General features: G+C 66.9%; 23 protein-coding genes. 5 read left to right on the top strand and 18 right to left on the bottom strand.

Annotated elements, in window-relative coordinates; genetic code table 11:
* Positions 1-84 precede the first annotated feature (84 nt).
* Positions 85-1,224: an ATP phosphoribosyltransferase regulatory subunit gene (locus tag KK488_RS17465; RefSeq protein WP_250890640.1), complete on the top strand. Its 1,140-nt coding sequence runs from the start codon at positions 85-87 to the stop codon at positions 1,222-1,224.
* Between the two features lie 19 nt (positions 1,225-1,243).
* Here KK488_RS17465 and KK488_RS21725 read toward each other — a convergent pair whose 3' ends face one another.
* The 4 genes from KK488_RS21725 to KK488_RS17440 are packed head-to-tail and all read right to left on the bottom strand — an operon-like array spanning position 1,244 to position 4,665.
* A complete protein-coding gene (locus tag KK488_RS21725) occupies positions 1,244-2,359 on the bottom strand; it encodes a DUF924 family protein (protein ID WP_349356924.1) in 1,116 nt (371 codons plus the stop codon).
* 31 nt (positions 2,360-2,390) lie between these two features.
* Positions 2,391-2,765: a putative signal transducing protein gene (locus KK488_RS17450; RefSeq protein WP_349356923.1), complete on the bottom strand. Its 375-nt coding sequence runs from the start codon at positions 2,763-2,765 to the stop codon at positions 2,391-2,393.
* Positions 2,766-2,772: 7 nt separating this feature from the next.
* Complete coding sequence (gene tldD, locus KK488_RS17445; protein ID WP_214624986.1) at positions 2,773-4,215, bottom strand: metalloprotease TldD; 1,443 nt, start codon at positions 4,213-4,215, stop codon at positions 2,773-2,775.
* 57 nt (positions 4,216-4,272) lie between these two features.
* Positions 4,273-4,665 carry a response regulator gene (locus tag KK488_RS17440; RefSeq protein ID WP_214624985.1) on the bottom strand — a complete coding sequence of 131 codons (393 nt, stop codon included), beginning with the start codon at positions 4,663-4,665 and terminating at the stop codon, positions 4,273-4,275.
* 165 nt (positions 4,666-4,830) lie between these two features.
* Between KK488_RS17440 and KK488_RS17435 the strand changes: the two genes are divergently transcribed.
* Positions 4,831-5,556 (top strand): Crp/Fnr family transcriptional regulator, encoded by a 726-nt coding sequence (locus KK488_RS17435; RefSeq protein ID WP_214624984.1) that lies wholly within the window; start codon positions 4,831-4,833, stop codon positions 5,554-5,556.
* 88 nt (positions 5,557-5,644) lie between these two features.
* On the opposite strand, the gene KK488_RS17430 is transcribed toward KK488_RS17435, so the two are convergent.
* From KK488_RS17430 to KK488_RS17420, 3 genes are read right to left on the bottom strand one after another with little or no spacing between them, the layout of a single operon-like run.
* Positions 5,645-6,526 (bottom strand): aldo/keto reductase family oxidoreductase, encoded by an 882-nt coding sequence (locus KK488_RS17430; protein ID WP_214624983.1) that lies wholly within the window; start codon positions 6,524-6,526, stop codon positions 5,645-5,647.
* A gap of 20 nt (positions 6,527-6,546) precedes the next feature.
* The gene (locus KK488_RS17425) at positions 6,547-7,524 is read right to left on the bottom strand and encodes a TauD/TfdA family dioxygenase (RefSeq protein WP_214624982.1); all 978 of its coding nucleotides are present in this window, start codon (positions 7,522-7,524) and stop codon (positions 6,547-6,549) included.
* Between the two features lie 15 nt (positions 7,525-7,539).
* Positions 7,540-7,770: a zinc-finger domain-containing protein gene (locus KK488_RS17420; RefSeq protein WP_214624981.1), complete on the bottom strand. Its 231-nt coding sequence runs from the start codon at positions 7,768-7,770 to the stop codon at positions 7,540-7,542.
* A 247-nt stretch (positions 7,771-8,017) separates the two neighbouring features.
* Between KK488_RS17420 and KK488_RS17415 the strand changes: the two genes are divergently transcribed.
* Complete coding sequence (locus KK488_RS17415; RefSeq protein ID WP_214624980.1) at positions 8,018-8,548, top strand: hypothetical protein; 531 nt, start codon at positions 8,018-8,020, stop codon at positions 8,546-8,548.
* 106 nt (positions 8,549-8,654) lie between these two features.
* Entirely contained in the window at positions 8,655-10,238 is a 1,584-nt protein-coding gene (locus tag KK488_RS17410) for an ATP-binding cassette domain-containing protein (protein ID WP_214624979.1), read from the top strand.
* Between the two features lie 302 nt (positions 10,239-10,540).
* Here the strand turns inward: KK488_RS17410 and rpsI are convergent, their stop codons facing one another.
* From rpsI to KK488_RS17385, 5 genes are all read right to left on the bottom strand, one after another.
* Positions 10,541-11,059 carry a 30S ribosomal protein S9 gene (gene rpsI / locus KK488_RS17405; RefSeq protein ID WP_214624978.1) on the bottom strand — a complete coding sequence of 173 codons (519 nt, stop codon included), beginning with the start codon at positions 11,057-11,059 and terminating at the stop codon, positions 10,541-10,543.
* The gene (gene rplM, locus KK488_RS17400; protein WP_214624977.1) at positions 11,059-11,538 is read right to left on the bottom strand and encodes a 50S ribosomal protein L13; all 480 of its coding nucleotides are present in this window, start codon (positions 11,536-11,538) and stop codon (positions 11,059-11,061) included. The genes rpsI and rplM overlap by 1 nt, the downstream gene beginning before the upstream one ends.
* Before the next feature lie 156 nt (positions 11,539-11,694).
* Positions 11,695-12,423, bottom strand: a complete 729-nt coding sequence (locus tag KK488_RS17395; RefSeq protein WP_214624976.1) for a hypothetical protein — start codon at positions 12,421-12,423, stop codon at positions 11,695-11,697.
* The gene (gene cutA / locus KK488_RS17390) at positions 12,420-12,737 is read right to left on the bottom strand and encodes a divalent-cation tolerance protein CutA (RefSeq protein ID WP_214624975.1); all 318 of its coding nucleotides are present in this window, start codon (positions 12,735-12,737) and stop codon (positions 12,420-12,422) included. The genes KK488_RS17395 and cutA overlap by 4 nt, the downstream gene beginning before the upstream one ends.
* Positions 12,734-13,786, bottom strand: coding sequence for a COX15/CtaA family protein (locus tag KK488_RS17385; RefSeq protein ID WP_214624974.1), 1,053 nt, complete (start codon positions 13,784-13,786; stop codon positions 12,734-12,736). The genes cutA and KK488_RS17385 overlap by 4 nt, the downstream gene beginning before the upstream one ends.
* A 197-nt stretch (positions 13,787-13,983) precedes the next feature.
* Here KK488_RS17385 and KK488_RS17380 point away from each other — a divergent pair, with 197 nt between their 5' ends.
* Positions 13,984-14,358 carry a MerC domain-containing protein gene (locus KK488_RS17380; protein WP_214624973.1) on the top strand — a complete coding sequence of 125 codons (375 nt, stop codon included), beginning with the start codon at positions 13,984-13,986 and terminating at the stop codon, positions 14,356-14,358.
* A gap of 45 nt (positions 14,359-14,403) precedes the next feature.
* Here KK488_RS17380 and KK488_RS17375 read toward each other — a convergent pair whose 3' ends face one another.
* The 6 genes from KK488_RS17375 to KK488_RS17355 form a co-directional block, all read right to left on the bottom strand.
* Complete coding sequence (locus KK488_RS17375) at positions 14,404-15,570, bottom strand: L-lactate dehydrogenase (protein ID WP_214624972.1); 1,167 nt, start codon at positions 15,568-15,570, stop codon at positions 14,404-14,406.
* Positions 15,571-16,030: 460 nt separating this feature from the next.
* Positions 16,031-19,447: an error-prone DNA polymerase gene (locus KK488_RS17370; protein WP_214624971.1), complete on the bottom strand. Its 3,417-nt coding sequence runs from the start codon at positions 19,445-19,447 to the stop codon at positions 16,031-16,033.
* Positions 19,444-21,009: a Y-family DNA polymerase gene (locus KK488_RS17365; protein ID WP_490166840.1), complete on the bottom strand. Its 1,566-nt coding sequence runs from the start codon at positions 21,007-21,009 to the stop codon at positions 19,444-19,446. The genes KK488_RS17370 and KK488_RS17365 overlap by 4 nt, the downstream gene beginning before the upstream one ends.
* Entirely contained in the window at positions 20,915-21,667 is a 753-nt protein-coding gene (locus KK488_RS21470; RefSeq protein ID WP_349356922.1) for an ImuA family protein, read from the bottom strand. The genes KK488_RS17365 and KK488_RS21470 overlap by 95 nt, the downstream gene beginning before the upstream one ends.
* Before the next feature lie 175 nt (positions 21,668-21,842).
* Complete coding sequence (locus KK488_RS17360) at positions 21,843-22,673, bottom strand: alpha/beta fold hydrolase (RefSeq protein WP_214624969.1); 831 nt, start codon at positions 22,671-22,673, stop codon at positions 21,843-21,845.
* A 138-nt stretch (positions 22,674-22,811) separates the two neighbouring features.
* A complete protein-coding gene (locus KK488_RS17355) occupies positions 22,812-23,069 on the bottom strand; it encodes a YjhX family toxin (RefSeq protein WP_214624968.1) in 258 nt (85 codons plus the stop codon).
* Between the last annotated feature and the right edge of the window lie 32 nt (positions 23,070-23,101).

The following is a 23,101-nucleotide window of genomic DNA, read 5'->3' as shown; positions in this document are numbered from 1 at the left end:
GCGTGGACGCCCGACGCAAGCGATCACTTGTGCACGGAAGAATTTCCCCTCGCCTGCTCCGGCGAATCCGCTAAAGCGCGGCACATGATCGATGCTATCGCTCCCGGACTCCTGCCCGAAGGTCTGGCCGACCGGCTGCCGCCGCAGGCGGAGGCGTCCGCGCGGCTGGTACGCGAGGTGCTCGATAGCGTCGCGCGGCACGGCTATCGCCGCGTCATGCCCGCCCTCGCCGAGTTCGAGGAGACGCTGGTGACACGCCTCCAGTCGGCCAAGGCGGAGGATCTGCTCCGCGCGGTCGATCCGGTCTCGCAGCGCACGCTTGCCATCCGTCCGGACATGACCGCGCAGATCGGCCGCATCGCCGCGACGCGCATGGCCGCTGCGCCGCGCCCGCTGCGCCTCTGCTATGGCGGCCCCGTCATGAAACTGCGCGCCGATCAGCTCCGCCCCGAGCGCGAGCGTATGCAGGTCGGCGCCGAGATCATCGGATCGGACAGCGTCCCCGCCGCGGTCGAGATCGTCAACGTCGCAATCGAGGCACTGCAGCGGGCCGGCGTCCAGGGCATCACCATCGATTTCACCCTGCCCGATCTGGTGACGACGCTGGCCGAAGGGCCCATGCCGGTGCCACCGCACGAGATCGAGCGGCTGCGCGCGCGCCTCGACGCCAAGGACGCCGGATCGCTCGCGGAGATGGGCGTGAGCGCCGCGCCCTATCAGGCGCTCATCGAGGCGACCGGTCCGTTCCATCCCGCCATGACCCGGCTCGAAGCGATCGACGCCGGCTGCGCGAACGGTGCCCTCGCCAGCCGTATCGCGGCGCTGCGTGCCATCGCCAAGCCGATCGGCTGGGATATCACGCTGACGCTCGACCCGACCGAGCGGCACGGCTTCGAATATCAGAGCTGGTTCGGCTTCTCGATCTTCGCGGAAGGGTTCATCGGCGAGATCGGCCGCGGGGGTGCCTATCAGGTCGCGCGTGCCGACGGCACGAGCGAAGCGGCCATGGGCTTCTCGCTCTATCCCGATCCGCTGATCGATGCCGGCTTCGGATCGGAAAGCGGCAAGCGCCTGTTCCTGCCGCTCGGCCATGATGCGGGGCGCGCCGCCGAGCTGCGCGCCGAGGGCTGGGTGACGATCGCGGCGCTCTCCCGCGCCGACGACGCCGGGGCGCTCGGCTGCGAGGCGATGCTGGACGGCAAGGAAATCACGCCGCTCGGCTGATCCCTTCTTCCCGCTCGGCCTACCAGTGGGCGCCCTGCTCGATCGCCTCTTCCTCTTCCGGCCGCGTCTCGCGACCCAGTGCCACGTTGCGATGCGGGAAGCGGCCAAAGCGGCAGATAATGTCGTAATGCGCCTGGGCAAAATCCAGGTTGAACTCGTAACCCGGCCGGCTGAACAGGGCGAGGCTGCGCTCCTGATCCGCCAGATCCTCGCTGTGCATGAACGGCATGTAGAAGAAGGGCCGAGCCGCCTCGACGAACGCTTCGTCATAGCCCCGCGCCAGCGCCCCATCGGCAATCGCGCGCGCCAGCCCATCGGTCGCGAAGGCGCGGGCCTGATCACGGAACATGTTGCGCGGGAATTGATCGAACAGGATGATGGCCGCCAGCGCCGTGTCCGCATCTGCCAGGAAATCGGTGGCCGGCTTGTCTCGCTGCACGTCGAGAAGCGCACGAAACAGGTGCAGGCAGCGGGCATCCTCCTCCTCGCTCGAATCGAACCAGCCCTGCGGCCCGACCTCGTTCAGCCAGTAGTTGAGCACGGCGGGCACCCATTCGGCGTTCACCTCGACCTTGGGCGCCGTGCGCTGGGGGAAGCGATCCTGCACGCGCAGCGGCAGGCCGTCGATGCTTTGCGTGCGTGTCGAAATCTTCTCCAGTCGTTCGGGCGTCTCGTTCTGCTCGTGATAGCGTGAGAGCGTCGTACGCTCCTTGTCGAGCGTCATGACCGGCACGGCCCACCCGCAGCTTTCCTGCAAGCTCTCGACCGTGATCAGGAAGATCTGCCGCGTGCCCGGCAGAATCTCGAAATTGCGCTCGAGGAAATCCCACTCGTCGTCCTGGGGCAGCACCGCACGGCCCCGGCCGTAGAGGCGCAGGATGAGCGGCGGCTGGTCGAACGCGCAGAACATGACGGTGATCCGCCCGTCCGCCGCAAGATGCGCCTGCGTCTCGTTGCCGGAGCCGCCGACATCGAGATAGCCGACCAGATTGGGGCCGAGTACGCGGAAGCTGTCCATGCCCTTGGGCGAGAGATTGATCCGCGCGCCCTGCGCCGCCGTCGCCACGAAGAAGACGGGCTGCTTCTCGATGAACGCGCGCTGCTTGTCGGAGATGGCGGTGAAAAAGTCGGACATGAGGGCAACCTATCAGCCGCTCCTCACTGCTTCAATTCGAAGTCGCCCGCACAATGAGATAGGCCAAGATCGGAATGCCCAAGTAAGCAAGGGCGCAATAGAGAGCCCAGCGACGCCTTCGGCCCCCTGTCTGATAGTGTCGTGGCTCTGGTAAACCAGAAATCTCCTCCATTGCGGGAAGGTCGCCGGTAAAATCCTCAGCTGTTTCGCGCAACATGGCCAGCGCATCGTCGCGATCCTCGTTGAGGACCATCAATCTCACCTGAAACAGCAGCGGGACGCTTTCGGCCGCATTCATCCCCGTATCGAAGCAAAACGCCGGAATTCCAGCTGCTTCCAACCGGCCCTTCACGATATGGGCAAGTGCCGCGTCCGGATAGCGGCCAAGCTCGACCAGATCGCTCACGCGTGGCTCACGCCGCCGTGCCGCCCACCGTCAATCCTTCGATCAGCAGGGTGGGCTGGCCGACGCCCGCCGGGATGCCCTGACCATTCTTGCCGCACATGCCGATGCCTTCGTCCAGCGCCAGGTCGTTGCCGATGCCGACGATCCTGGTGAGCGCAGTCGGCCCGTCGCCGATCAGCGTGGCGCCCTTGATCGGGTCGCCGAGCTTGCCGTTCTCGACCTTGTAGGCCTCGGTGCAGGAGAAGACGAACTTGCCCGAGACGATGTCGACCTGCCCGCCGCCGAAGCTCTTGGCGAAGATGCCGGTCTTGATGCGGCTGAGCAGTTCCGCCGGATCGTCGTTGCCGGCGCGCGCGAAGGTGTTGGTCATGCGCGGCATCGGCGCATGCGCATAGCTCTCTCGCCGGCCATTGCCAGTCGCGGGCACACCCATCAGGCGCGCATTCAGCCGATCCTGCATATAGCCTTTGAGGATGCCATCCTCGATCAGCACATTCTCCTGCGTCGGCGTGCCCTCGTCGTCGATCGAGAGCGAGCCGCGGCGCGAATGGATCGAGCCGTCGTCGACCACCGTCACGCCCGGCGCCGCGACGCGCTGGCCGATCTTGCCCGAGAAGGCCGAGGTGCCCTTGCGGTTGAAATCGCCTTCCAGCCCATGGCCAACCGCCTCGTGCAGCATCACGCCCGGCCAGCCCGGACCGAGCAGCACCGTCATCTCGCCCGCAGGGGCATTGACCGAGCGCAGATTGACCTCCGCCTGACTGAGCGCCTCGTCGATCGCGCGCTGCCAGGTCGGCTCCTCGAACAGATCATCATAGAGATAGCGCCCACCCAGCCCGAAATAGCCGGTCTCGCGGCGGCCATTCTCCTCCATGATGATCGAGACGTTGAGGCGCACCAGCGGCCGCACGTCGGTCGCGACGAAGCCGTCCGCACGGACGATCTCGATCACCGACCAGCTTCCCGCCAGGTTCGCCGAGACCTGCACCACACGCGGATCGCGCGCGCGGGCGGCAGCGTCGATCTTCGCCATGAGGTCAACCTTCTTGGCGAAGGGGACGAGATCGAGCGGATTGGCGTCCGTATAGAGATGCCGGTTGGTGCGCTTGGGCGGCGGCGTCATGCCCTGTTTGGCGGGATCGAGCAGCTGCAGCGTCTGTGCGGCGCGGCGGATCGCGCTCTCGCTGATGTCATTGGCATGGGCAAAACCGGTCATCTCGCCCGAGACGCCCCTCAGACCGAAGCCGGCATCGGTGGAATAATCTGCCGTCTTGAGCCGCCCGTCATCGAAGCCGAAGCTCTCGCTCGCCATATATTGGAGATAGAGTTCCCCATCCTCGCATTTGCCGAGCGCTTCGGCGGTCACGCGTCGCGCACCGTCCGGGTCGAGGGCGCCATCGCGATAGAGGAAGGAGCGCAGGTCGTGGATCTGGGGAGCTGTGTCGGTCATGCTGCCGATATAGGCGCACGAAACCCCATGGCAAAGGGCGAAGGCGAGCTTGCCGGCCTAGCCGACGCCGATCTGCACCAGCGTGGCGCGCAGCGCTTCCTCCTTGAACGGCTTGATCAGCACCGGCACATCCGGGAAACTCGCCATCATGGGGACTGGATCGCCATAGCCGGTGACAAAGACGAAGGGCAGCCCGCGCGCGATCAAGGTGGCCGCGACTTCCTCGCTCGTCTCCGCGCCAAGGTCGACATCGACGATGGCGAAGGCAATGTCCCGCGCATCAAGCGCGAGCAGGGCATTCTCGACCGTCCCGGCAATGACGCAGCCTTCCGCACCGAGATCCTCGAGCTGCGCCTCGACATCCAGCGCGATCATGACGTTGTCCTCGACGATCAGCGCGATACCGAGAGGAGCGGGGCCATGCCCGGACGACGATGAACTGGATGGCACTGCGGTGACCAATCAACTTTGAGTGAACCGCGGTCAGCCCCCAGTGGCCCGCCTGTGCACCTTTGCACTCAGCGCATCCGCATGTCTGTTCACTAGTGCACAATCAGGCAACTTCGTTGCTTCTGACTCGTTGTCCTGCCGGCGCGAAAGAACAGAGGGACGGCCATGGTTCTGGAAGACAATAATCTGATCGCGGCCATGAACCGCTCAGACCGCAAGCTTCTCAGCGACATAGCCGAAATCGTCGAGTTCAAGACGGGCAAAACCATCTACGATCCTGGCGATGTGGTGAAACATGCTTTTTTTCCGTTGGGTTCGTCCGTCGCCTCATTTCTCGTCGTCATGGACGAAGGCAGCGTCATCGAGACCGCAATGGTCGGGCGCGAGGGGGCGATCGGCGGGATCGTGAGCCAGGGCCGGATCGCCGCCTATGCGCGCTCCAGCGTGATGAATGCCGGATCGTTCGCCCGCATCGCCTGCACGGACCTCGAGGAGGCCAAGAACCGGTCTTCCTCGCTGAAACACTTCTTCACGCGCTATGCCGATTGTCTCGTCGCGCAGATCTTTCAGTCGGTGGCCTGCAATGCCACGCACAAGGTCGAGGCGCGGGCGGCCAAATGGCTCGCCGCCTCGGTCGAGCGCACCGGCCTCAACGACATCGTCATGACGCAGGAGCAGTTCGCCTCGATCCTGGGCGTGGGCCGCAGCTATGCCAGCCGCCAGATCCAGCGTCTCAAGGGCGAGGGCCTGATCCGCACGCGCCGCGGCGGCATCCTGGTCAAGGACTATGAGGGTCTGCGCCGCCGCGCCTGCGGCTGCAACGACCTCGTCCGGGCCCATTTCGACGAGGTGCTTGCCGGGGTCTATCCCGAGACGGTGGCAGGCAAATAGTCGTTCTCGGACGCTACGGTGGCTGAATACTTCGGCACTCCGTTCCCGCTCGCGCAGAAATGACGAAGGAAGCGCGAGATACGCGCCCTCAATGCACCCCGCTCGCCGCGATCGTCTCCAGCTCGGCCAGCGTCTGCGCGCTCAGCACCACCTCCGCCGCTGCCAGATTCTCCTGAAGATGCACGGGCGATGACGTGCCCGGGATCAGCAGGATATTGGGCGAGCGCGCCAGCAGCCAGGCTTGCGCCACCTGCAGCGGCGACAGACCGATCTTCGCCGCGATCGCGGACAGCGCCTCGGTCTGGATGGTCTGAAAGCCGCCGAGCGGGAAATAGGGCACATAGGCGATGCCCTGCCGCGCCAGATCGTCGATCATTGCATCGTCGGCGCGATGCACGAGATTATAGTGGTTCTGCACGCAGGCGAGCGGGGCGATGCTCTGTGCCTCGGCGATCTGCGCGGGCGTCACCGTGCTGATGCCGAGCTCCCTGATCAACCCTTGTTCCTGCAGCTTGGCCATGACCGTGTAGCGCTCCTCGAGCGATTCCTCGGACGGGCCATGGTCCGCCCCGCCCATCAGGCGCAGATTGACGGCATGAATCTGCTCGATGCCGAGGTTGCGCAGATTGTCGTGCACCGCCGAGATCAGCTCATCCGGGCTCTGCGCCGGGATCCAGGAGCCGTCCGATCCGCGCCGCGCGCCGACCTTGCTGACCAGCACCAGATTGTCCGGATAGGGATGCAGCGCCTCGCGAATGATCTGGTTGGTCACATGCGGTCCATAATAGTCGCAGGTATCGATATGATCGACGCCCGCCGCGACCGCGTCGCGCAGCACGCGGATCGCCGCCGCCCGATCTTTCGGCGGGCCGAACACGCCCGGCCCGGCGAGTTGCATCGCGCCGTAGCCCATGCGCTTCACGGTGAGACTGCCGATCCTGTAGGTGCCGGCCTTGCTGATATCGGTCATCGCTCTCTCCCGTTTCGCTTTCAGGCCACTGCGGGTTCCCGCCCGTGAAATGCGTCGATTTCCGCCGTCAGCCGCGCCATCGCGGGATGGATCGGCCGTCCGCCCGGTACATTGAGCCACAGCCGCAGCAACAGACGCTTGCGGTCGGGCGTGTCGCTGAACGACTGGCGCGAGTGCAGCACCAGGAAATTGTGCCAGAAGAACATCTCGCCCGGCTGGAGCAGGAAGTCGGCCCGGACATCGCTCCGCAGCGCGATCTCGTCATAGAAAGCGAGCGCCTCCCGCAGTCTTTCCGGCAGCTTCTCCGGCTCGCGGCCGTAGCGCATGAACACGCGATTGTTGAAGCCGCTGGTCTTGCCGTCGATCGTCCAGAAGAAAGGCAGCTTCTCCTCCAGCGGCACGGCCCGCTGCGGCCAGTCGATATGCGCGCCCTCGTAGAGCGCCGCCAGCAGATCCGGCCGCTCGCGCGCCATGATATTGTGGATCGCAAGCGCACTCACCGCCCCGCTCTCCCCACCGCTCGGCGCGGTGCGCAGCGAATAGAGCGAGAGCACCTCATGGAAATCGGTGTGCGAGCGCAGCTCCATGTCGGTGGTGTAACCGCGCAGCGGGCCGCCTTCCTCCCTCTGCACATGCGCGATGAAGTCGCGCCGCGGACTTTGCTCGACCCCGGTGCCGACATGGGTGCCGAGGCCCCAGTAGAGCCGCTCATGCGCATCGAGATCGTAGCGCGCCGCGTCGATGCCCGAGAGGATGATCGCGCCGGTGCCGTGGAGCAGCTGCCAGCGCGCCGCCGCCATCAATGCATCGATCTCGGGCGAAGAAAAGTCCGCCCTGCGAATCTCGTGCGGCGCGCGCCCTCGCGTCCGCTCGACCAGTCCATCGATCGCATCGAGCTGGGGCTGCGACAGGCGATGGGTGAAGCCTTCCCGTCCGCCGATCTGCGGCCCGGTCCAGGCGGCGGGATCATCGACAGGCGCGGGGAACGGGGCGTTCACGAGCCCGCGCGCCTCCTAAAGACTGGCGCCCGAGGCGATGTCCGGCTTGCCCGCAATCCCGGCATCGTCCGCCGGGCCGCCTTCCAGCACGAAGCGCCGGTCGCAATAGCCGCAGTCGACATAGCCATGCTCGTCTATCTCCAGATAGACCTTGGGATGGCCAAGCGCAGCGGAAATGCCATGACCCGAGCCGTCACAAGCGACTCGGCGGCCATGAACGCGAAGAATCTCGGGCGGTGCCTGCATGGATGAGCGGTTAGCACCAGCGCGAAGGGTCGGCAATATGGCCATTGATCTGCCGCAATGCACGACGCCGGCGAGACGGGCAGATCATGACGGCACTCTTGGGAGACCCCAATGGCTCGCTCATTCGGCAACAAGGCCGCCCGTTCCGTCGCCTTCTGGGCCGCTGTCGCCTGCGCCTTGCTCAGCATCGCCTATATCATCGCGCAGCTTCGAATGGGCCGGCGCGCTGGGTTCGGCCGGCGGCCCGATGAGCAGCAGCACGCCGCGCGGCATCCTGTTCTTGCTGACGCCCTCGCTGCTCCTGGGCTCCGCCTTCCTCGTCCTCACGGCGGCGCTGCATCGGCTCGCGCCGCCGCAACGCCGGGTGTTCAGCCAGATCGCCCTGGCCTTCGCCACGGTTTATGCGACGCTGATCAGCCTCGTCTATTTCGTGCAATTGATGCTCGTCGCGCCACGTCTCGTGGCGGGCGACACGGCCGGCCTCGAGCCATTCCTGTTCATTCCCTATCGCTCCTTCCTCTTCGCCGTCGATCTGCTCGGCTACAGCTTCATGAGCCTGGCGACGCTGGCCGGCGCCTTCGCGCTGCCGTCATCCGCCTGGCGCACGGCTCGCGCCGCGATGATCGCGAACGGCCTGCTCCTGCCGTTTCTCGCCTTCCAGATGCTGCTCCCGTGGCTGATCGCGGGCGGAGCGCTGTGGGCCGTCACCTTCCCCGTGGCGATGCTGGCCTTGGCATATGCCCTGCACAGGGCGAGAAGCGGCGTCGGAGAGAATTGATTTTTCGCCCTTTTCGACTAAGGTAGCGGCGTCACCCTCATCGGAGCTTTCATCATGGACCTGGCACTCGACTGCAACGCGTTGTCGAACTGCTTACAGGTGCTCCATGTCCGCTCCCGCCCTTCTCACGCTCGATTCCGTCACGGCCGCCCGGCCTGACGGCTCAGCGCTTTTCACCGATCTGACGCTCGCCATCGGCCGCGAGCGCATCGGCCTGGTCGGACGCAATGGCTCCGGCAAGTCAACCCTGCTTGCGATCATCGCGGGCGAAGCGGCCGCGCAAACGGGCCATGTCCATGTTGCTGGCCGCATCGCCACGCTGCGACAGATCCTGCCCGATCAGGGCGACGTCGCGCGGGCGCTCGGCCTGGCGGATGCGCTGGCCTGTCTCGACCGGATGAACGCCGGAACCGGCACGCTCGACGATGCGGCGCGGGCCGACTGGACACTGCCCGAACGGCTGGCGGCCGCGCTGGCCGATGTCGGCCTCGCTTCAATCGGGCTCGAGCGGGAGTGTGCCACGCTGAGCGGCGGCGAGCGCACCCGCCTGGGCATTGCCGCCATGCTTTTGACCGAGCCCGACCTGCTGCTGCTCGATGAGCCGACCAACAATCTCGATGCGGACGGACGACGCGCCATTGCCGATCTGCTCGGCCGATGGCCCGGCGGTGCGCTGATTGCCAGCCATGACCGCGATCTGCTGGAAAGCATGGATCGCATCGTCCAGCTTTCCGGCGTCGGCATCCTCAGCGTCTCCGGCGGCTGGAGCGACTTCGCCGCGCAGCGCGACGCCGCGCGCGAGCGCGCCGAGATGGCGCTGGACCGCAGCCGACGCGGCCTCGATCGCCAGCAACGTGCCGTCCAGAAACAGGCCGAAAGAAAGGCCCGGCGCGACAAGGCTGGTCGTGCCCTGCGCGCCAGAGGCGGCATTCCCAGGATCGCCCTCGGCAGGATGGCGGAGCAGGCGCAGGAGAGCGGCGCGCGCGACCGCCAGCTCGCCCAGCGTCAGATCGGGGCGGCGCGCGAGGCGCTCGACACCGCCCGCCAGCGGGTCGAGATCGTGACGCCGCTCAGCATCGACCTGCCGCCGTCTGGCCTCTCGGCCAACCGAACCCTGCTGCGCTTCGAGGAAGTCGTGCTGGAGCTCGGTGGCCGGCGCCTGTTCGGCCCGCTCTCCTTCGACATCACTGGCCCGCGTCGCATCGCGATCGAAGGTCCCAACGGCAGCGGCAAGACCAGCCTGCTCGCGCTGGCGGCGGGTGCCCTCACCCCGACCACCGGCCGCGTCACCCGTGCGGAAGGGCTGATCGCGATGCTCGATCAGCATGTCGCTCTGCTCGATCCGGCACGCAATCTGATCGACAATATGCGCGCGCATCATCCTGGCATGACCGCCGGCGAGGTGCATGCCGCGCTGGCGCGCGCCGCCTTCCGCAATCGCGACGCACTGAAAACCGCCGGCGTGCTGAGTGGCGGCGAGCGCCTGCGCGCCGGTCTCGCCATCGTCACGGCGGGACCGCAGCCACCGCAACTGCTCATCCTCGACGAGCCGACCAATCATCTCGATCTCGATGCGATCGAGACGTTGGAAGAGGCGCTTGCCGGCTATGACGGCGCGCTGCTGGCGGTGAGCCACGACGCGGCATTCCTGGCACGGATCGGCATTGAGGCGCGGATTGAGCTGGGATGATCATTTTGGCGATTCGAACCGCCCGCATGTCCGCAGCTCAGCGCGGGAAGGGCTGTCCTACGAAGGCCGCCATCGGCATGGTGGCAGCAAGCCCGCGAACCGGCCGCTCTTTCCACCGTCCATTCCTCTAAAAGTCTCCAGCGCCGTTCGCGCCGGGACGGTTCGTCCAATTTCACTACGCGCGACACGCGCGAGCTTCGCGAAGTTTGACACCAAACCGCACATCTTGTTGTTCTGGAAAGAAAAAGGGCCGCCCCGAAGGGCGACCCCAAATTCTGCTTGGCGAAGAACGCCGAGAAAGATCAGCGCTTCGAGAACTGGAAGCTGCGGCGAGCCTTGGCCCGGCCGTACTTCTTGCGCTCCACGGTGCGGCTGTCGCGGGTCAGGAAGCCCTCGGCCTTGACCGCACTGCGCAGCGCCGGCTCATATTTGGTCAGCGCCTGGGCGATGCCATGCTTGACCGCGCCGGCCTGGCCCGAAAGGCCGCCGCCCTTGACGGTGCAGACGACGTCATACTGGCCGGTCCGCTCGGTGACGGTGAACGGCTGGTTGATGACCAGGCGAAGCGTCGGGCGCGCGAAATAGGTCTCCTGATCGCGGCCATTGACCGTGATCTTGCCGGTGCCGGGCTTCACCCAGACGCGGGCGACGGCATCCTTGCGGCGGCCGGTCGCATAGCTGCGGCCCTGCTTGTCCAGCTCCTGCTGGCGCAGCGGCGCGTTCGACACGACGGGCGCGGCGGGCGTCGCGACGGCGATGTCACCACCGGTACCCTGGGCGAGGTCCTGCAGATCGGACAGCGAGTTGACGGTATCGGACATCAGGCACCAACCTTGTTCTTGCGGTTCATCGCCGCGATATCGAGCACTTCGGGGTTCTGGGCCGTGTGCGGATGCTCCGTGCCCTTGAAGACGCGCAGGTTGCGCATCTGCTGACGGCCGAGCGGGCCGCGCGGGATCATGCGCTCGATCGCCTTCTCCAGCACGCGCTCGGGAAAGCGGCCCTCAAGCACCTTCTGCGGCGTCGTTTCCTTGATGCCGCCGGCATAGCCGGTGTGCTTGTAATAGACCTTGTCGGTCAGTTTGTTGCCGGTGAACTTCACCTTCTCGGCGTTAATAACGATGACATTATCGCCGCAATCCACATGCGGGGTGAAGCTCGGCTTGTGCTTGCCGCGCAGGATGTTGGCGATGATCGTGGCGGCGCGGCCGACGACGAGGCCCTCCGCATCGACGATCAGCCACTTCTTCTCGACCGTCGCCGGGGTCGCCGGCTTGGTGGTCTTCATGAGCGCCTTCATGGCCGCTGCCTCCAGAAATATGACTTACAAAAACAATTGGGCGGCACCGCGCTACAGGAGCTGGGGCACCGCCGGAGCGGCGCTAATGACGATTCGATCCCTTAAAGTCAAGCAAAAGGGCCACTTTGCTGACGGGTATTGGGATACCATGCCCCGTCAGGGGAGACGATCGAAGCGCCAGCGCAGCAGTTCCGGCTTGTCCGGCTGCGCCTTGATCGTCACGCGGCGCTCGATGCGGTGCGCCAGGCCGGTCGCCAGATCGATCTCATAGGAGGCGGTCTCGCGCAGCTGTGCCGTGTCCTTTTCGGCCGTGACGCGCAATTGCCCGTCAGCCGCCACACCGTCGGCGCTCTGGCCGCAGTAACGCAGCAGAGGCCCGACACTGCCGGCGACGAGCCCGATGCGCGTGGCCTCATCGGCATCACGCAGGATCGCAAGCGTCGCCCGGCCTCGCGCGCTGGACTGGCCTGCCGCCTCCATGTCGCGCGCGACCTGCTCGATCTGGCCGAGATAGGCCTGCCAGTGCCGCGCAAGATCATCGACGCGCACGATCTGCCCGGTCTCGTCGAGCCACACCTCGATCGGTTCCTGCCTGTTGGGGCCAAAGGCGGTATCGAGCCGCTTCCTCGCGGCCGCATCAGCAAGATCGCTGGTCGCGCTGATTATGCCGAGGGTCAGGCGATTGCCGGCCGCCTCGCGCTGGAAATGGAAGCGCTGCGTCACGGTCACGGTAAAGGGCTTGCCATCGCGCGCCCAGCCATGCTGCTCGTTGGTCATGCTGAAATCGGCGTTGCCGGGGATCTTGCAAGGCAGCTGCACCGGCGCGGCCCATAGGGCGGCGGGCCATATCAGCATCGCCAAACCGAACAGAACGGATCGCGTCAACCTGCGGCCTCCTTCATCACCCAGGTTGCATAATCCGGTGTCGTGCTCACCGGCCAGCTCAGGATCGCAGGCAGATCATAGCCGTGGCGCTGCGCCAGTGCGGCCATCAGCGCGTCGCGGCGAGCAGGCGCCGTCTTGAACAGCACCGGCACTTCGCTCGCCGTCTCGACCCGACCTTCCCAGGGATAGATGGACTGGCCCTCACCGAGCAGATTGGCGCAGGCCGCGAGACGCTCCTCGACCATGTCCCGCGCGATGGTCTCGGCCGAGGCGCGATCGCCGAACAGCACATAGACCAAGGCGATCTCGCTCATCGCGTGCCGAGCCTGTGCGCACCCATGATCGCCGCGCCGAACAGCAGCGCGCCGACGAGTTGATGCCCGACGGCGATGACCAGCGCGACGCCGGTGATCACCGTCGCGATGCCGAGCATGATCTGGCCGAGCGTCAGCCCGACCAGCGCGATCGCCTGCTGCTGCGCACCCGCCCCGTGCAGCCGCGCCGCCATCCAGACGATCGCCGCCGCCGCCGCCCAGGCCCACCAGCGATGCAGGAAATGGACGAGGAACGGATCACTGGTCAGCGTCATCCAGAGCGATCCGGCCCAGGCGATGCCCTCCGGCACGAAATGGTCGTTCATCAGCGGCCAGGTGTTGGCGACATAGCCTGCGCGCAGCCCCGCGGTGAGCGCCCCCAGCATGAGCTGCACGAACAGCAGCAGCACGGGGAGCGCACCGGCGAGTGTCAGCCGGGCTTTGCCCGCCGCCGGATCACGGGCGAGCAGCGCGAAATCGCGGGCAGTCCAGAGCACGGCCGCGAGCAGGACGAGCGCCATGCCGAGATGCGCCGCCAGCATGGCGGGCTCGACATTGGTCCGGTCGGTGAGGCCGCTCCTGACCATGAGCCAGCCGACGCCGCCCTGCGCGCCACCGAGTAGCAACAGGACGATGAGGCGCATACCGAAGCCGACGGGGATCGCCCGGCGCCAGGCGAACCAGACCAAAGGCAGGGCATAGGCAACGCCGATCAGCCGGCCGAGCAGGCGGTGGACATATTCCCAGAAGAAGATGTGCTTGAAGGCCGCGAGCGTCATGCCCTGGTTCATCAGCACATATTGCGAGCTCTGCTTGTAGGCCGCGAACTCGGCCTCCCAATCGGCCTGGGTCAACGGCGGCAAGGTGCCGGTGACCGGCTTCCACTGTGTGATCGACAGGCCCGATTCGGTGAGCCGGGTGATCCCGCCGATGACGACCATGAGGATGATCAGCGCCGTGATGGCATAAAGCCAGCGCGCCAGCAGCACCGGCCGGCCGGCAGTGCGCCTGGCCGGGAATGTGGAGGTGGGGTGCGCGACCTGTGGCATGTCGGCTCCCAATGCGACGGGGCGGCCAGAGAGGCAAGTGGGATGCGCCATTCCGATCCCCCTTCCGCTCCCCGACCGCGCGGAAAGAGGAACGGCGGCGGCATCGGCCTCACCGGCAGTTCCCCTTGATCGTCGCGGCACTCACCCCAAATGATATGTTGTAACTTCATCTTTACAGGCGTAGGACGCTCACTCTCATGCCGACTCTTGCCGCCACCCGTTTTCCCAGCCTCGACCGACTCGCCATCGGCCTCTCCGGCCTGTGTGCGCTTCACTGCATCGCGACGGCGGTCATGATCGGCCTGCTGTCCTCGGTCGCCGGCCTGCTGGAAGCACCGATCATCCATGAAGGCGGGCTCGTCATCGCGATGGCGCTGGGCGCGATCGCGCTCGGCCAGGGTGCGCGTCAGCATGGCTTGATGCTGCCGATCGCCATTGGCGGCCTCGGCCTCGGCGTCATGGCGGGCGCGCTCAGCCTGCCGCATGGCTGGTCGGGCGAGACGGCTTATACCGTGCTCGGCGTCGCCCTGCTCGCCTTCGGCCACGAGCTCAATCGCCGCGCTTTCTGGTAAATCGATCCGCGGCGCTGGCCGCTCAGCAGCCGCAGGGTCGCTCCGTCAGCGTCCCCACCAGCTCGGCAGCTGACCCAGGAGATGCGGCCCGGCATCCTGCGCCCGCGCGCATCCGGTAAGCGCGAGGCCGGCGCGCAGCTCGAGCGCCATCTGCGCGAGCATGCGCGAGACGCCCTCTTCGCCGCCGGCGGCCAGCGCAAAGGCCCAGGCGCGGCCGATCATCACGCCCCTGGCGCCGAGCGCCAGCATGCGCAATATGTCGAGCCCGTTGCGCACACCGCCATCGGCAAGCACGGTCAATCGCTCGCCGACCGCTTGCGCCACCGCGGGCAACGCCTCGGCGGTGCCGATCGAGCCATCGAGCTGGCGCCCGCCATGATTGGAGACGACGAGGCCGTCCGCGCCGATATCCGCGACACGCCGGGCGTCGTCCGGATCGGTGACGCCCTTGAGCACCAGCTTGCCGTCCCAGTGATTGCGGATGAACTCCAGATCGCGCCAGGTCACCGCCGGATCGAAATTCTGCCCGCTCCAGCGCAGGAAATCGGCGAGCTTGAGCCGGCCGTTCATGATCGGCACGAGATTGCCGAGCGTGTGGGGCCTGCCGAGCAGGCCGACGTCCAGCGCCCAGCGCGGATGCGTCACGATTTCGCGCCAGCGGCGCCACTGGCCGGTGAGGCCGGGCGGCCCGGAGAGGCCTGAGCGCTGGTCTCGCCAGCGCGGCCCCGGCACGGGCAGGTCGACCGTCATGAACAGGGTCCTGCAGCCGAGCGCCTTGATCCTGGCCAGCAGGTCCATGACGAAGCCACGATCCTTGGCGACATAGAGCTGGAACCAGAAGGGGATCTGCGTGGCGGCGGCGATCTCGTCGACCGAACAGAGCGTGACGGTCGAGAGCACCATCGGCACGCCGTTCGCGTGCGCGCCACGAATGGCCTGGATCTCGCCGCGCTTGCGCAGCATGCCGCCCATGCCGACCGGCGCCAGCATCAGCGGCATGGCGAGCGTCTCGCCGAACAGCGTGGTCGAGAGGTCGGAGGCGGAGACGTCGTTCAGCACGCGCTGGCGCAGGGTGACCGCGCGCACGGCGGCGACGTTGCGGGCAAGGGCCGTCTCGGCAAAGCTGCCGCCATCGACATAATCGAACATGAAGCGCGGCAGGCGGCGGCGCGCGGCGCCGCGCAGATCGTCGAAACCATGCGGCCAGACCATGTCAGCCGTTCATCCCGTTCCGCCGACCGCGAGCGGGCGATGCGCACTTGCCGTTCATGAGCTTCCTCTCGTTCGCCCGTCCCTGCTTCTTGCCGGGGTCGATCACGGGCGGGTGCCTGTCATACCGCCGCGATCATCAGACAGCTAGCTTCCTATCCTTTGGCGCGCACGGCTCGGGCTTGTCCAGTGGCGTCCCGCAGCATTTTTGCAATGCTGCACCAAAACGGGGCAGGGATGGGACGGACCGTGGCTGGGTGGCTTGGCGCTCCACATTCAAGGCGATGGTCCGGATGCAAGAGCGACCTCCACTCTCCCCTCCCTTGAAAGGGAGGGGCTGGGGGTGGGTGAGCTGCGCCAACGGCTGGTTTGCGCCAAACCTCGCTGCGCTCGTACCCACCCCTAACCCCTCCCTTGAAAGGGAGGGGAACGGTATTGCATCTCTGAAAGTGCCTTCAAATTCCTAGTGAAAATCCCGCGAGTTGGGCAGCAGGCGCGCATTGCGCGGGTGGCCGGAACTGCGCGCGCGGGCGATGTGGCGGGGATGCTGCGGGTGCAGAAACTCATCCGCCCGGCTGAGCACCGGATTGGGCTCGTGCGTCTCCGAGAGGCGGCCGAGCAGTTCGGTGCGATCCAGGACACGGCTCGCCATGACGTGCATGACGCCCTCGCGGCTGCGCTGCAGCTCGCCGTCGACAATCATCAGTCGCGCTGCCATGACCTCGCGCCGATAGGCCTCGAAGCGGCGCGCCCACAGCACGATGTTGCAGATGGCGTCCTCATCCTCCAGCGTCACGAAGATGGCATTTCCCTTGCCCGGCCGCTGACGGACCAGCACGACGCCGCCGACGCGCACCTGTGCCCCTGCCCTGGCATCGCGCAGCGCCGCGCAGGGCAGCACGCCCTCGGCCGCGAAATGATGCCGCAGAATTTGCATGGGATGGGCTTTGAGTGAGAGGCGATGGGTCTGATAGTCCGCCGCGACATGCTCGCCGAGCGTCATCGGCTTGAGCGCGACCGCCGCCTCCTCGCCCAGCTCGCGGGCGCGGGCGGCGGCGAAGAGCGGCAGCTCATCGGTCGGTGTGCGGCGCACTTCCCACAAGGCCTCGCGCCGGTCCTGCCCCAGCGAGCGCATTGCATCGGCATCGGCGAGCAGATTGAGCGCGCGGGACGGCAGGCCGGCGCGGCGGGCAAGCTGCTCGATGCTGGTGAAGGGACCGCCCCTGGCGCGGGCAGCCATGATGGCGTGGCCCCAATCCTCCTTGAAGCCGCTGATCTGGCGAAAGCCGAGACGCAGGGCGAGGGAAACGGCAGGCGCACTCGGCAAGCCCCTCCTCTTCAGAGGAGGGGTTGGGGTGGTGCTGCCACAATGCGTCTCTTCGCTTCGCGAGCGATGCTGGCGCATCGTCCCCACCCCTTCCCCCTCCCCTGAAGGGGAGGGGCTAATTGGAGACTCCAGCCCATTGTCCCAGTCGCTCGCATTCACGTCGACGGGGCGCACCTCGACGCCATGCTCGATCGCGTCGCGCACCAGCTGCGCGGGGGCATAGAAGCCCATCGGTTGCGAATTGAGCAGCGCGCAGGTGAAGACGGCGGGCTGGTGGCACTTGATCCAGGCCGAGACATAGACCAGCCGCGCGAAGCTCTGCGCGTGGCTCTCCGGGAAGCCGTAGGAGCCGAAGCCCTCGATCTGCTTGAAGCAGCGCTCGGCGAAATCCTGCCGGTAGCCGCGGCCGACCATCCCGCCGATCATCTTGTCGCGGAACCGGTCGATCGTCCCCAGGTTGCGGAAGGTCGCCATCGCGCGGCGCAGGCCGTTCGCCTCCTCATCGGTGAAAGCGGCCGCGGTGATGGCGAGCTGCATCGCCTGCTCCTGGAAGAGCGGCACGCCGAAGGTCTTGCCGAGCACACCATGCAGTTCCTCCTGCGGATATTGGGGTGAGGGAGCGGGGAAATCGACCGCTTCCTCCCCACAGCGCCGGCGCAGATAGGGGTGCACCATATCGCCCTCGATCGGGCCCGGTCGGACAATCGCGACCTGCACGACGAGATCGTAGAAGACCTTCGGCTTGAGGCGCGGCAGCATGTTCATCTGCGCGCGGCTCTCGACCTGGAAGACGCCGATGCTGTCGCCCTTCTGCAGCATCTCATAGACCGCCTCGTCGCTGGCATCGATGTCCAGCTCCAGCGAATGATCGCCCAGATCGTGCCGGCGCATCAGGTCGAACGCCTTGGAGATGCAGGTCAGCATGCCGAGCGCCAGCACGTCCACCTTCATCAGGCGCAGCGCGTCGATATCGTCCTTGTCCCACTCGATGAAGGTGCGATCGTCCATCGCGGCATTGTGGATCGGCACCATTTCGTCGAGCCGGCCCTGGGTCAGCACGAACCCGCCGACATGCTGCGAGAGATGGCGCGGCAGATTGAGGATGCGTTGCACGAAATCGTTGAGCCGGGCGATCTGCGGCGATTCCGGATCGAAGCCGCTTTCCTCGACCCGCTTGCGCTCATAGGTCGAGGCGTAGCTGCCCCAGATCGTGCTGCCCAGCCGCGCCGTCACATCCTCGCTGATGCCGAGCGCCTTGCCGACCTCGCGCACGGCGCTGCGCGCGCGATAATGGATGACGGTCGCGGCGATGCCGGCCCGCTCCCGGCCATAGCGCTTGTACATATATTGGATGACTTCCTCGCGCCGCTCATGCTCGAAGTCGACGTCGATGTCCGGCGGCTCCTTGCGCTCGGCCGAGAGGAAGCGGGAGAAGAGCAGGTCATGCTGCATCGGATCGATGGACGTCACGCCGAGCAGGAAGCAGATGATCGAATTGGCCGCGCTGCCCCGCCCCTGGCAGAGGATCGGCGGCTCGCGTGTGCGGGCGTAGCGGACGATGTCATGCACCGTCAGGAAATAATGGGCATATTTCTCCTGACGGACGAGTGCGAATTCCTTGGCGATGAGGTCGACCACCTTCTTCGGCAGCACCGGGCCATAGCGCTCGTGCGCCGCTTCCATGACGAGATGCTCCAGCCAGTCCTGCGCCTCCCATCCCGGCGGGACGGGCTCGTGCGGATATTCATAGGCGAGATCCTCCAACCGAAAGCCGATCCGCGACAGGAAGCGCCGGGTCTGCACGATCGCGTCCGGGCAGGCCGCGAACAGACGCAGCATTTCGGCCGGTTCCTTGAGGTGCCGCTCGGCATGGGCGAGGAGGGCACGGCCGGCCTTCTGCACGGTCGTGTGCAGGCGGATCGCCGTCATGACGTCCTGCAGCGGGCGGTCCTCGGGCGCAGCATAAAGCGCATCATTGAGCGCGATCAGCGGCACGCGCGCCGTGTCGGCGAGGGACTGGGCCTGGACGAGTTGGCGCATATCCCGCCCGGCGCGGTTCATGACGGCGCCGAGCCAGACCCGGCCCTTGGCGGCCTTGCGCAGGGTCTGCAGCAAATCCAATGTTGCGCCCGGCAAGGCGATCAACAGCAGATCGTCGATATGCTCCAGCAGATCGCGCAGGTGAAGCTCGCACTCCCCCTTCTGCGCGCGGCGATTGCCGGTCGTGAGCAGGCGGGTGAGGCGGCCCCAGCCATGGCGCGTCTCGGGATAGACGATGATGTCGCTGGTGCCGTCAGCGAAAACCAGACGGGCGCCGGTGACGAGCTGGAAATCGTCCGGCACATACTCGCCTTCCTCCCGTCTGCGATCGATCTCGATCTTCGCGCGCACCACGCCCGACACGGTGTTGCGATCGGCAATGCCGATGCCGGTGTGGCCGAGCGCGATGGCGGCATTCACCAGTTGCGCGGGATGCGAGGCGCCGTGCAGGAAGCTGTAGGCCGTGGTGCAGGCCAGCTCGATATAGGCGGAGGGATCGGGCATCCCGCTCATGCGAACAGCCCGTGGAGATACCAGTCGGGCGCCGCCGTCTCGCGTTCGTAGAGGCCGTTGCGGAAGACCCAGTAGCGGCGCCCGGCGTCATCCTCGACGCGATAATAATCGCGCGTGAGGCCGGGATTGGCGCCATGCCCCTCCGGCCGTCGCCACCATTCGGGCGCGATCCGCTCGGGCCCTTCCTGCCGCAGGATGCGGTGGATATCGCCGCGCCAGCGGAACTGGCGCGGGGGACCATCGGGAATCTGCGCCATCACCTCGATGCGCTCGGGCGGATCGAGGAGACTCACGGGGCGGAGCGGCGGCTCGCCCGGGCAGGCCGCATCCCAGGGCGGCAGGTCGCGGGCCGCGGGATCGACGAGCTGGGTCGCGCGCTCGGGCATATGCGTGTCGCGCAGGGCGAAGCGGCGATAGCGCTTGGCGCCGTCGCGGGTGGCGAGCCGATCGAGCAGGCCGGCGAGATCGGCACCGCGCGCCTTCCCGCCATCCAGCGCGTCCTGCGCATGGCCCAGCGCTTCCAGCAATGGCACGGCGAGCCGGACGATGTCGAAGCCGAAGCCGGGATCGAGCGGATCGGCCAGCGCCTCGATCCGCTCCTCGAACAGGCGCAAGACGATGGGAGGCTCGCGCACCGGCTGGCCGGTCTCGACGGCGAGATCGCGCATCGCCCCGTCACTGCGATAGAGCCGCACGGCGAAGCGGCGGCCACCCTGATGCCGCTCGGCCAGATCGGTGCAGACAGACTGCAGCAGATCGCCGAGCACGGCCATCACCGTATCGAGATGCGCGACCGGCTCGGCGAAGCGGCGCTCGGCGCGGATCGGGGCGGGATGACGGCGCGGCGTGATGCGGCTGTCGGTGCGGCAAAGCAGCCGGTCGAGCGCATCGACCAGTCCGGCTCCGAACCGCGCGGCGAGCGGCGCGGACGGCAACGACGCCAGATCGCCGATGGTGGTGAAGCCGGCCCGGCGCAGGGCGAGGCGGACGTCCGGCGTTTGGCGCAAGGCGAGGAGCGGCAGGGCGTGGACCGGTCGGTGTCCCGGTTGGCGACGCTCATCCGGCCTGCGCGCCTCGCTGAAACGTGCCAGCGCCAGCGCCGCTTCCGGCGTCGTGGCCCGCGCATGGCGCACGCGCAGGCCCTGTGCGCGCATCAGCCGCACCGCGTCGCGGGTGAGGCCGCGCTCGTCCCCGAACAGATGGGTGCAGCCGGTGACGTCGAGCACCAGCCCCTCGGGCAGGTCGATCGCGACCATGGGCGTGAAGCGATCGCATTGGTCCGCCAGCCGCGCCATCAGCTGCGCCTCCCCTTCGGGATCATGCGGCCGCGCATCGAGCCCGGGGACGCGCGCCCGCGCATCGGCGAGGCCCATGCCGGGGGTCAGGCCGAGCGCCAGCGCATTCTCGTCCAGCGCATGCAGGCGATAGGCGCCCTGCTGCTTGACGATGAAGGCGAGCGGCGCGTCCTCAGATGGCGATGGGCCAGGCGTCGTCTCCGGCCTCGCTCCCCGTTCCTGCAGCCGGAAGAGATCCGCCGCCAGAAAGGGGAAGACGAGCGCCAGGAAGCGCCGCTGGCCGGAAACTGCCTGCGTCACGATCCCATTCCACTGTCCAGTCGAGTCCCGCCGCGCCGCCACGCTGGCGCAGCAGAGACAATATGAGCGCCGGATGGCCGGGGGCATCGGCTTCCAGCGCGGCGGAAAGCGTGGCGCTCACTTGCCAGCGGGTCTGCGCCGCGCTCGGCATCGGCCGGGCGCCGCGCAGACGCAACAGCAAGGGCGTCACGCCCGAATCTTCGGCGGCGAGCGCCAGCCGGCGCGTGGCGGTGAGATCCAGCACCGGCGGATTGCCGGACAGCTCAAGGATCACCGCGCCCAGCGCCGCGCAGCGCAGCGCGTCTACCCCGCTGCGCAGCAGGGATTTCGGATCGGGCAGCACGCCCAGGATCAACCGCGCCGGATCGAGCCCGAGATCGGCAAGGCCGGGCCCATGCAGCGCCGCCCGGCGCTGCACCGCCTCCTCGCGCAGCCAGAGAATCGGCGCGGCGCCATCGCCCGCGTCCGCGCGAGTCAGGGCAAGCGCGAACATCGCGGCCAGGCCCAGGGCACTCGCCTCGTCTCGGGCCGTTCCGCCCAGCAGCTCGTGCAGCTTGCCCGCGCCGAGGCCGCCACCCAGCATCCGGTCGATGCTCTCCACCCCGAGCGGACGCGCGGCTCCCACCGCCGGCGCCCGCGGCGCCGCCGCGGCAAGGGCCCGCCTCAGCGCGGGATGAAGACGACTCGACTCATGCATGTTCCCTTTATGTTCTCATACTGGAGCGATGAGTCAAGGCATGGGTCGCAAGCCCTGCCCTTTGCCGCGGCGAGACGAGGATGTGCCCGCCTCGCCGCCAGTCCTAGCCCGTAATGAAGGCCAGCAGGTCCGGATTGATCACATCCGCATGCGTCGTGCACATGCCGTGCGGCAGGCCGGGATAAGTCTTGAGCGTGCCGTGCTTGAGGAGCGTGATGCCGATCCGCGCGCTGTCGTCGATCGGCACGATCTGGTCGTCCTCGCCGTGCATCAGCAGCACCGGCACGTCGATCGTCTTCAGATCCTCGGTGAAATCGGTCTCCGAGAAGGCCTTGATGCAGTCATAATGGGCCTTGATGCCGCCCATCATGCCTTGCCGCCACCAATTGTCGATGGCGCCCTGGATGACCGTCGCGCCGGGCCGGTTGAAGCCATAGAAAGGCCCGCTCGGCACATCGATGTAGAATTGCGCGCGATTGGCGGCGAGCGCGGCACGGAAGCCGTCGAACACCTCGATCGGCAGGCCGCCCGGATTGGCCTCGCTCTTGACCATGATCGGCGGCACCGCGCCGATCAGCACCGCCTTGGCGACGCGGCCCGGCCTGGCCCGCGCGACATAATGGGCGACCTCGCCGCCGCCGGTCGAGTGGCCGATATGGACGGCATTCTTGAGATCGAGATGATCGGTCAGCGCCGCGACGTCGGCGGCATAGGTGTCCATCTCGTTGCCATGATCGGTTTGTCCCGAGCGGCCATGGCCGCGGCGGTCATGCGCGATGACGCGAAAGCCCTGCAGACAGAAGAACATCATCTGGGCATCCCAGTCATCGCCCGAGAGCGGCCAGCCATGATGGAACATGATGGGCTGCGCGTCCTTTGGTCCCAGATCGTTGTAATAGATGTCGGTCCCGTCGGCGGTCGTGATCGTCGGCATCAAACGTCTCCTCTAGATTGGCGGTGCGTGCACAATGCCACATTGTTGCGACGACTCGCGCCCCCAATCGTATCGCCCGCGCACAACGGCCCAATGACAGTTGGCTCTTCACAGCCTTGCGCACGATGTGCGAAAATCTCACCGATTGTCGAGCTGCGGCCGCACCGCCTGCCGGCCCAGCCGCGAGATGCGATAGGGGCTGGATTCGAAGGATTCGATCAGGCGCTTGCGGCGCAGCCTGGCGAAGATGGCGAGGTCGCAATCGGCGAGCACGAGACCGTCATGGGTGTAGCACTCGACGAGGTGGATGCGGCCATTCGGCGCGAAATAGTGGCGGATATAGCCGCCCTTGGCGAGCACGTGGAGCACGCGCTGTTCGCCTCTGGAAATGTTCATGGGATAACCTGTCACTGAAACCGCGATAGACG

It is taken from the genome of Sphingobium nicotianae (assembly GCF_018603885.1).
Taxonomy (GTDB): Bacteria; Pseudomonadota; Alphaproteobacteria; order Sphingomonadales; family Sphingomonadaceae; genus Sphingobium; species Sphingobium nicotianae.
This window is presented reverse-complemented; position numbering and strand designations above follow the sequence as displayed.

What these genes read in the sequence shown, in the direction of transcription:
- KK488_RS17465 (WP_250890640.1), top strand. Translation starts at nt 85, where the DNA reads ATGATCGATGCTATCGCTCCCGGACTCCTGCCCGAAGGTCTGGCCGAC.
- KK488_RS21725 (WP_349356924.1), bottom strand. Translation starts at nt 2,359, where the DNA reads ATGTCCGACTTTTTCACCGCCATCTCCGACAAGCAGCGCGCGTTCATC.
- tldD (WP_214624986.1), bottom strand. Translation starts at nt 4,215, where the DNA reads ATGACCGACACAGCTCCCCAGATCCACGACCTGCGCTCCTTCCTCTAT.
- KK488_RS17435 (WP_214624984.1), top strand. Translation starts at nt 4,831, where the DNA reads ATGGTTCTGGAAGACAATAATCTGATCGCGGCCATGAACCGCTCAGAC.
- KK488_RS17430 (WP_214624983.1), bottom strand. Translation starts at nt 6,526, where the DNA reads ATGACCGATATCAGCAAGGCCGGCACCTACAGGATCGGCAGTCTCACC.
- KK488_RS17420 (WP_214624981.1), bottom strand. Translation starts at nt 7,770, where the DNA reads ATGCAGGCACCGCCCGAGATTCTTCGCGTTCATGGCCGCCGAGTCGCT.
- KK488_RS17415 (WP_214624980.1), top strand. Translation starts at nt 8,018, where the DNA reads ATGAGCAGCAGCACGCCGCGCGGCATCCTGTTCTTGCTGACGCCCTCG.
- KK488_RS17410 (WP_214624979.1), top strand. Translation starts at nt 8,655, where the DNA reads ATGTCCGCTCCCGCCCTTCTCACGCTCGATTCCGTCACGGCCGCCCGG.
- rpsI (WP_214624978.1), bottom strand. Translation starts at nt 11,059, where the DNA reads ATGTCCGATACCGTCAACTCGCTGTCCGATCTGCAGGACCTCGCCCAG.
- rplM (WP_214624977.1), bottom strand. Translation starts at nt 11,538, where the DNA reads ATGAAGGCGCTCATGAAGACCACCAAGCCGGCGACCCCGGCGACGGTC.
- cutA (WP_214624975.1), bottom strand. Translation starts at nt 12,737, where the DNA reads ATGAGCGAGATCGCCTTGGTCTATGTGCTGTTCGGCGATCGCGCCTCG.
- KK488_RS17385 (WP_214624974.1), bottom strand. Translation starts at nt 13,786, where the DNA reads ATGCCACAGGTCGCGCACCCCACCTCCACATTCCCGGCCAGGCGCACT.
- KK488_RS17380 (WP_214624973.1), top strand. Translation starts at nt 13,984, where the DNA reads ATGCCGACTCTTGCCGCCACCCGTTTTCCCAGCCTCGACCGACTCGCC.
- KK488_RS17375 (WP_214624972.1), bottom strand. Translation starts at nt 15,570, where the DNA reads ATGGTCTGGCCGCATGGTTTCGACGATCTGCGCGGCGCCGCGCGCCGC.
- KK488_RS17370 (WP_214624971.1), bottom strand. Translation starts at nt 19,447, where the DNA reads ATGAGCGGGATGCCCGATCCCTCCGCCTATATCGAGCTGGCCTGCACC.
- KK488_RS17360 (WP_214624969.1), bottom strand. Translation starts at nt 22,673, where the DNA reads ATGCCGACGATCACGACCGCCGACGGGACCGACATCTATTACAACGAT.
- KK488_RS17355 (WP_214624968.1), bottom strand. Translation starts at nt 23,069, where the DNA reads ATGAACATTTCCAGAGGCGAACAGCGCGTGCTCCACGTGCTCGCCAAG.